Here is an 8,059-nt window from a genome sequence, read left to right as displayed (position 1 = left end):
GGTTACGTAGGAGACGCTGCCGGGCAGGGCCGGGCAACTGAACAGCAAGCTGCAATAGCCGCATTTTTCCCAGAGAACATGATGCTCGTCGGGGGCTTTGCTGTGCTGCGCAGGTTCACCATGGCAGTTGGGCATGTCCATGGTCATGGACATGCTGGCGTGATGATCCATCGGCATCGCTTGGGAAATCAGCGGACCGATAAAAATCATCAGCATGGCGAACAGGCTGATCCAACTGCCGCGCATCAGGCGGCGGTGGGGAGACAACCTGGCGCGAGGGGCGCCCATCGGGTTTGGCTTACTGGGCGTGCATATGCTCGTGGCCGGCCATTGGCGGCGCTTTGTGCACCGACACTTGCACCTCGACCTTGCCGGCGTTTTCGAAGGTCAGGGTCAGCGGGAATTGCTTGCCGTCGGCCAGCAGGCTGCGGTCTTTGAGGCCAAGCAGCATGACGTGATAGGCCATCGGCGCGAAGGTCAGTTCACCCTTGGCCGGTACGGCGACGCTGGGCACTTGTTGCATCTTCATCAAATCGCCTTGCATCACGTGCTCATGCAGCTCGGCTTTTTCGGCAACGCTGGTTTCAACGCTGAGCAGGCGATCCGGGGCCGCCCCGGTGTTATGAATTACAAAGTAGGCGGCGACGGTAGGCGCATTCGGTGGCAACTCCTGAGACCAGGGGTCGCTCACCAGCAAATCGCCGGCCTTGTAGTCTTCGGCATTGGCAGCACTGAACACCGGCAGCAGCAACGCAGCCAGAAGCAGGGAAGATTTAAGCATGGCAGTTCTCCAGAACGGTTCTAAACGCAGTTCACTTGCGAAGAAGATCAGACCGTTGGAGAAGCGCGGGGGTTAAGGCTCGGCCATTGCTGGCGCGGGGTTGGATTGCGCAATAAGCGCGGCGGCAAGTTCTGCACCGCCTCGAAGCGCGTCACATACAACTGCGGCACATGCCCCGGCAACGCCACCAACGGCGCAGAGCCCGAGCAACACCAGCAATGCTGCATGGCAGAGTGATCGTCCGGCGGTGCGGGAATTTCCAGCTTGCCCAGGGCAATCGCCTTGAGGCTCGCGCCATTGGACGAACAGAACCCGCCCCACATCAGACGCTTGACCGGGTCATCGGTCTGCTGCATTGCACTGGCCAACGGCATGGCAAACGCATTGAACAGCACTGCAAGGCAGGCGATCCAGGCAATTGCAAAGCGTTGACGGGCCATGGCGGATAATCCGTAGGGTTAAACGATCAGGCGGGTATTTAGCCTGATCGGGGGGGATAAGTAAAAAGGGCGGGTGTGGTTTGGTGTCGCAGTGTTGGGTTTGAGGATAGACGAGAACGGCCGCTTGCCAATTTTGCAGAAAGGACGCGGCGCACCAGGCGGGCTGATCGTTCCCACGCTCTGCGTGGGAATGCCGCGTTGGACGCTCTGCGTCCGCTTTTAAAGCCGTGACGCGGAGCATCACAGGATGCATTCCCACGCGGAGCGTGGGAACGATCAAGTCAGGTATAGGGCTTTTTCCAGCCAATGGTTGCGCAGTTGATTGAGCTAGCGCCTTGGCTGGCTGATCTACTACCGTCATTTGATAACGCAATTCCAAAGTGTGGGAGCGAGCAAGCACGCTCCCACATTGGATAGGTGGTGTTTAGAAAAGAGTGATTGCTTGTAGCAACGCCGGCACTGCTGTGAACTCTCGATCTACGGCAGCCAACACCGGCCGCTTCAACACCAACACCGGCACCCCACGCTCACGCGCCACTTCCAGCTTTGGCTCGGTGGCGGTGCTGCCGCTGTTCTTGCTGATCAGCACATCAATCCGCCGTTCTTCGAATAACGCCCGCTCGTCCTTGATGATGAACGGTCCGCGTGCGCCGATCACCTCACAGCGCTCGTTGCCGGGATACACATCCAGCGCGCGCAAGGTCCAGAACTGCTCGGCGGGGATTTCGTCGAGGTGCTGCAAGGGTTCGCGACCCAAGGTGAACAGAGGGCGCTTGAAGGGTTTGAGCGCTTCGGCCAGTTCGGCCCAGTCGGCGACCTCGCGCCAATCATCCCCCGGCTGCGGCTGCCAGGCTGGGCGTCGCAATGCCCAGCAAGGCACATCGCTCAATTGCGCCGCTTGGGCCGCGTTTTGGCTGATCTGCGCCGCATACGGATGGGTGGCGTCAATGATCAGGCTGATACGTTCGTCACGAATAAACTGCGCTAACCCTTCAGCACCTCCGTAACCCCCGACACGAACCTTGCAGTTCAGGTCGGTTGGTACGCGGCCCACGCCGGCCAGGCTGTAGATATGCTGCGGCCCCAGGGTACGGGCGATGGCCAGCGCTTCCGTGACCCCGCCCAGTAATAGAATCCTTTTCATAGCAGCTTGATCACTTCCAGCAACGTGATCGGCAGCGCCTGGCGCCAGGTATCGAACTCGCCCAGGGGCTGCGCCTGGGCCACGTGGATGCGGGTCAGTTCACCGCCATGCTCGGCGCGCCAGTTCATCAAGGTCATTTCGCTTTGCAGGGTCACGGCATTGGCAACCAGGCGGCCACCGGGGCGCAGGTGTTGCCAGCAGGTGTCGAGCACGCCGTCGCGGGTGACGCCGCCGCCGATAAAGATGGCGTCCGGCGTTTCCAGGCCGCTTAACGCCTCCGGCGCCTTGCCGCGAATCAGTTGCAGGCCGGGCACGCCGAGGGCGTCGCGGTTGTGTTCGATCAGGCTTTGTCGGCCTGCGTCGGCTTCGATCGCGAAGGCGCGACAGCTGGGATGGGTGCGCATCCATTCAATACCGATGGAGCCACTGCCCGCGCCCACGTCCCATAACAGTTCGCCCGGCATGGGCGCGAGGCGGGCGAGGGTCATGGCGCGCACATCGCGTTTGGTCAGTTGGCCGTCGTGCTTGAAAGCTGCGTCGGGCAAGCCTGCAAGGCGCGACAGACGCGGTGCGTTCGCATCCGCCAGGCAGTCGATGGCGATCAGGTTCAAATCGGCAACCGCCGTGGGCTCCCACGCTTGCGCATGCCCGTCGATACGCCGCTCAGCCGGGCCGCCCAAGTGTTCAAACACAGTTATCCGACTGGGGCCAAAGCCGCGCTCGGCCAACAACGCCGCAATCAACGCGGGGCTGTTGCCGTCATTGCTCAACACCAACAAGCGCACGCCACTGGCCAGATGCGCATTAAGTGCCGCCACCGGACGGGCCACCACGGATAACGTCACCACCTCCTGCAACGGCCAGCCCAGGCGCGCCGCCGCCAGGGATACCGACGATGGCGCGGGCAAAATCAACAACTCTTCAGCTGGCACTTGCCGCGCCAGGCTGGCGCCGACGCCATAGAACATCGGATCGCCACTGGCCAGAACGCACACGGGCTCCCCGCGCCGCGACAACACTGGCTCCAGGGAAAACGGGCTCGGCCACACTTGGCGTTCGCCACGAATACACACCGGCAACAGGTCCAACTGGCGTTGGCCGCCTATAATCCGCGTGGCGCGCAACAGGGCATGCCGGGCATTTCTGCCCAGGCCTTTGAAGCCGTCTTCACCGATGCCTACAACCGTCAGCCAGGGCGACATATCAATTCCTTGAACGACATCCGACGGGCAGGCTTTTCATGCCGCCGGACAAAGCAGGCATAATACCGCGCCTTTACCCGTCAACCGGTAGCCCCGTGAACCCAACGCCCGCTGTGAATACCTTGCGCCCCTCGGCTTGTCCGGGGTTGCTGCGTATTGTCCAGGCGTTGGACGGTGGCATTTGCCGAGTCAAATTGGCGGGCGGCGCGATCACTGCCGCCCAGGCCCACGCCTTGGCGGACGCGGCCCAGGCGTATGCGGGCGGGGTGATTGAGGCGACCAACCGCGCCAACCTGCAGATCCGCGGCATCGGCGCCGAGCAGGAGGCGTTGATCGCCCGACTACTGGCGGCGGGCCTGGGCCCCAGCAACGCGGGCGGTGACGACGTGCGCAACCTGATGCTCAGCCCCAGCGCTGGCATTGACCCGCAGATGCTGTTCGACACCCGCCCGCTGGCCGCGCAGATCCTCGCCACCCTGGAGAACCATCCGCGTTTCCATGAACTGTCGGCCAAGTTCGCGGTGCAACTCGATGGCGGCGAAGACCTGGCGATGCTCGAGCATCACCACGACCTGTGGTTGTCGGCCTTCGTACGCCATGGCGAAACCCTGCTCGCGTTCGGCCTGGCCGGCTGTCCGGGCCTGGATGCGCCCCTGGCCGCCGTGCCTTTGAACCAGGGGCATGGGTTGGTCGTGGCCGTGCTGGAAGCGTTTCTGGACCTCGCCACCCCAGAACAAACGCGCATGCGCCATTTGCCTGTGGATAACGTGCTGAACCATTTGCGCTTGCCGTTGCTGCCAGCCGACGGCTTCACACGCCCGGCCAGCGACGCGTCGCTACAGGTGGGCACTTATTCACAAGTGCAAAAGAATCAGTTCTATGTCGCCGCCCTCGCGCCCTTGGGCCGCCTGAACCCGACGATGCTCAAGGGCGCCGCACAACTGGCCAGTGACTATGGGGACGGCACCTTGCGCTTTACCCCCTGGCAAGGCGTGCTGGTGCCCAACGTCGAAAGGCCTCACGCCGTGACCGAGCGCCTCGCGCAACTGGGCTTTATCTGCTCGCTCGGCCACCCGCTGGCGCGCATGATTGCCTGCACCGGTTCCAGCGGCTGCGCAAAAGGCTTGGCCGACACCAAGGCCGACGCCGTGCAACTGGCCGCTCTGCAACCGGGCGTTGAGGTGCATCTGTCCGGCTGCCTGCGCTCCTGCGCTGCCGCGCACACCGCGCCAGTCACCTTGCTGGCGGTGAGCCCCGGCCACTACGACCTCTATTTTTGCGATGCAACCCAGCCTGGTTTTGGCCGGCTTCACGCGCGCACTCTTTCCATTGAAGCGGCGGGCGCCCTGTTGCGCGCTCGTCCACGGAGCAACACCGATGATTGATTACATCCGCGACGGTCAGGAGATCTATCGCAACTCCTTCGCCATTATTCGCGCGGAAGCCAAGTTGGACCGCATCCCGGCCGATTTGGAAAAACTCGCGGTGCGGGTGATCCATGCGTGCGGCATGGTCGAGGCCATCGACGGTCTGCAATTCTCCGAAGGTGCGGGCAAGGCCGGGCGCGATGCGCTGGCCGCTGGCGCGCCGATTCTGTGCGATGCGCGGATGGTCTCCGAAGGCGTGACCCGCGCGCGCCTGCCAGCCAATAACCCAGTGATCTGCACCCTGCGCGACGACAGCGTGCCGGAGCTGGCGCGGGAACTGGGCAATACCCGTTCCGCCGCCGCCCTTGAACTGTGGCGCCCGCATCTGGAAGGCAGTGTGGTGGTGATCGGCAACGCGCCGACCGCGTTGTTCTATCTGTTGGAAATGCTCGATGCCGGCGCGCCGAAACCGGCGTTGATCCTGGGTTTCCCGGTGGGCTTTGTCGGCGCCGCCGAATCCAAGGCCATGCTCGCCGCTGATAGTCGTGGGGTGCCGTTCGTGATCATGCAAGGTCGCCTGGGCGGCAGCGCCATGGCTGCTGCCGCCGTCAATGCCCTGGCCACGGAGGTTGAATAATGCAGGTGCGCGGACGTTTGATCGGCCTGGGCGTCGGCCCCGGTGACCCGGAACTGATTACCCTCAAAGCCCTGCGCCTGCTGCGTGAATCGCCGGTGGTGGCGTACTTCGTGGCCAAGGGCAAGAAGGGCAACGCCTTCGGCATCATCGAGGACCACCTGGTGCCGCAACAGACCCTGATGCCGCTGGTGTACCCGGTAACCACCGAAGTGCTGCCGGCGCCGCTGTCCTACGAGCAGGTGATCAGCGACTTCTACGACAATGCCAGCCTCGACGTGGCCGCGCACCTGGACGCGGGCCGCGACGTGGCGGTGATCTGCGAAGGTGACCCGTTTTTCTACGGCTCCTACATGTACCTGCATGACCGCCTGGCCGAGCGCTACGAGGCCCAGGTGATTCCAGGTGTGTGCTCGATGCTCGGTGGTGCCTCGGTACTCGGCGCGCCGTTGGTGTATCGCAATCAGAGCTTGTCGGTGCTCTCGGGCGTATTGCCCCATGAGGATCTCAAGCGCCGCCTGGCCGATGCCGATGCCGCAGTGATCATGAAGCTGGGGCGCAACTTCCCGAAAGTGCGCCAGGTGTTGGAAGAGCTGGGTCTGGCCGAGCGGGCGTTGTACGTGGAACGCGCGACCATGGCCAACCAGAAGATCGTGTCGCTGGATCAGGTGGAGCCGATGTCGTCGCCGTATTTCTCACTGATCATCGTGCCCGGTGAACGGTGGCAAGGTTGATGACCCCGGCGATTGTGATTCTGGGTCAAGGCAGCCTGGCGACTGCGCGCAAGCTCCAACAGGTTTACCCCGGCGCGTTGATCCACGGTTTGGCCACACGGGTTGAGGGGGCAGACCGTACCTACAGCGAATTCGGCGCGACCTTGCGTCAGCTCTATCAGCAGGGCACGCCGCTAATTGCCCTGTGCGCCGCGGGCATTGTGATTCGCACCCTGGCACCGTTGCTGCTGGAAAAGGGTGAAGAACCCGCCGTGCTGGCCGTGGCTGAAGACGGCAGCGCTGTGGTGCCGTTGCTCGGTGGCCTGGGGGGCGTGAACCTCATGGCGCGCGATATTGCGGCAGCGCTCGGCGTGTCCGCCGCCATCACCACCAGCGGCGAGTTGCGTTTTGGCACCTGCCTGCTCAACCCGCCGGCGGGCTATCAACTGGCCGACATCGAGCTGGGCAAACGCTTTGTCTGCGACCTTCTGGCCGGCGAAAGCGTGCGCATTGAAGGCGCGGCGCCATGGCTGGAGGACGCTAACCTGCCTCAGGATCAACAGGCGCGCCTGGCGATTCATGTGGGCAGTGCCGAGCGCACACCGGCAGCCAACGAGTTGCTGATTTACCCGCAGAATGTCTACGCCACCTGCCGGCCGGGTGCGCAGTTGGCCGAGCGTGTGCGCTCGGCGTTGCAGGAGGCTGGCGTGGCCGTGCAATCCCTGGCCTGCCTGCTGGCCAGCGACCTGCAGATGGCTGACGCGTCCTTGCATGAAGCCGCGTCGGCCTTGGGTGTACCGCTGCGTTTTGCCGTACTGGAACCCGTTGCGGACATCAGTATCACCGTGGCCGAGCAGCCCTTGGATCTGTCACAGGTTGGGCGCCCCCGCGGGCGTCTGGCGGTGATTGGCCTGGGCCCCGGCGCTGCTGAATTGATGGTGCCGGCGGTGAAGGCGGAACTGGCGCGTTGCACCGATGTGCTGGGGTATGAAACCTACGTGCGCATGGCCGGGCCGTTCCGGGACGACCAAGTGCAACACTGCACTGACAACCGCGAAGAAATGCAGCGCGCCCGCCACGCCTTCGAGCTAGCCGCGCAAGGCCGCTCGGTGGTGGTGGTGTCCTCTGGTGACCCGGGTGTATTCGCCATGGCCGCGGCGGTGATCGAGGCGCTGCACGAGTCCAGCGAGCCGGCCTGGCATCAGGTCGACCTGGAAATCCTGCCGGGGGTTTCCGCTTCGCTGGCCACCGCTGCCCAGGCGGGCGCGCCGCTGGGGCATGACTTCTGTGTGATGTCGCTGTCGGATAATCTCAAGCCCTGGGCGATCATCGAAAAACGCCTGGACCTGGCTTCCCAGGCCGACCTGGCCTTGGCGTTCTACAACCCGATCTCCAGGTCGCGGCCTTGGCAACTGGGACGCGCCCTAGAGATCGTCGCGCTGCATCGCACGCCGCAGACGCCGGTGGTGCTGGGCCGTGACATCGGCCGTCCAGGCCAGACGCTGCGCGTCACTACCTTGGGGCAACTGACGCCCGAGCAGGTGGACATGCGCACCATGGTGCTGATCGGTTCATCCACCACCTGTGTGTTCCCGCGCGCGGGTGGCGGCGAGTGGGTGTACACACCACGTTGGTATGGCGACAAACCCAACTCCTGAAAACAGCCCGGTTGGCTGCCGGAAAGCTCCGAATAACCCAGGGATTCCCCTGGCGTTGTTCGGGGCTTTTTCTTTTTTATGCGATGAAAACCGCACGCCTGCCCGCCGCGCCTTGTCATT

The 8,059-nt window shown here is 63.6% G+C and carries 9 protein-coding genes; 4 read left to right on the top strand and 5 right to left on the bottom strand.

Annotated features, from left to right (window positions below; all coding sequences use genetic code 11):
- From GIV26_RS21975 to cbiE, 5 genes are all read right to left on the bottom strand, one after another.
- The coding region (locus tag GIV26_RS21975; RefSeq protein ID WP_236282208.1) for a DUF2946 domain-containing protein at positions 1 to 288 on the bottom strand (288 nt) is incomplete at its 3' end.
- Between the two features lie 10 nt (positions 289 to 298).
- Positions 299 to 781 (bottom strand): copper chaperone PCu(A)C, encoded by a 483-nt coding sequence (locus GIV26_RS21970; protein WP_236282206.1) that lies wholly within the window; start codon positions 779 to 781, stop codon positions 299 to 301.
- A gap of 47 nt (positions 782 to 828) precedes the next feature.
- Entirely contained in the window at positions 829 to 1,221 is a 393-nt protein-coding gene (locus GIV26_RS21965) for a DUF2946 domain-containing protein (protein ID WP_034126406.1), read from the bottom strand.
- A gap of 424 nt (positions 1,222 to 1,645) precedes the next feature.
- Positions 1,646 to 2,365 (bottom strand): cobalt-precorrin-6A reductase, encoded by a 720-nt coding sequence (locus tag GIV26_RS21960; protein ID WP_034126407.1) that lies wholly within the window; start codon positions 2,363 to 2,365, stop codon positions 1,646 to 1,648.
- A complete protein-coding gene (cbiE, locus tag GIV26_RS21955; protein ID WP_205548043.1) occupies positions 2,362 to 3,567 on the bottom strand; it encodes a precorrin-6y C5,15-methyltransferase (decarboxylating) subunit CbiE in 1,206 nt (401 codons plus the stop codon). Before cbiE ends, GIV26_RS21960 begins: the two co-directional genes overlap by 4 nt.
- Before the next feature lie 38 nt (positions 3,568 to 3,605).
- Between cbiE and cobG the strand changes: the two genes are divergently transcribed.
- Genes cobG through cobJ form a run of 4 tightly spaced genes read left to right on the top strand, consistent with a single transcriptional unit; the run spans position 3,606 to position 7,939 of the window.
- Positions 3,606 to 4,952, top strand: a complete 1,347-nt coding sequence (gene cobG, locus GIV26_RS21950; RefSeq protein ID WP_236282204.1) for a precorrin-3B synthase — start codon at positions 3,606 to 3,608, stop codon at positions 4,950 to 4,952.
- On the top strand, positions 4,945 to 5,571 hold the full coding sequence (locus GIV26_RS21945) for a precorrin-8X methylmutase (RefSeq protein ID WP_034126410.1): 627 nt from the start codon (positions 4,945 to 4,947) through the stop codon (positions 5,569 to 5,571). Before cobG ends, GIV26_RS21945 begins: the two co-directional genes overlap by 8 nt.
- Positions 5,571 to 6,302: a precorrin-2 C(20)-methyltransferase gene (locus GIV26_RS21940; protein WP_054896393.1), complete on the top strand. Its 732-nt coding sequence runs from the start codon at positions 5,571 to 5,573 to the stop codon at positions 6,300 to 6,302. The genes GIV26_RS21945 and GIV26_RS21940 overlap by 1 nt, the downstream gene beginning before the upstream one ends.
- Positions 6,302 to 7,939, top strand: a complete 1,638-nt coding sequence (gene cobJ, locus GIV26_RS21935; protein WP_054896394.1) for a precorrin-3B C(17)-methyltransferase — start codon at positions 6,302 to 6,304, stop codon at positions 7,937 to 7,939. The genes GIV26_RS21940 and cobJ overlap by 1 nt, the downstream gene beginning before the upstream one ends.
- The last annotated feature ends 120 nt before the right edge of the window (positions 7,940 to 8,059 follow it).

Origin of the sequence: Pseudomonas sp. PA-1-3F (assembly GCF_021609665.1) — a bacterium.
Classification (GTDB): Bacteria; Pseudomonadota; Gammaproteobacteria; order Pseudomonadales; family Pseudomonadaceae; genus Aquipseudomonas; species Aquipseudomonas paracarnis.
Note: the sequence above shows the minus strand (reverse complement) of the source record. Positions and strands in the feature narration are given on the sequence as shown.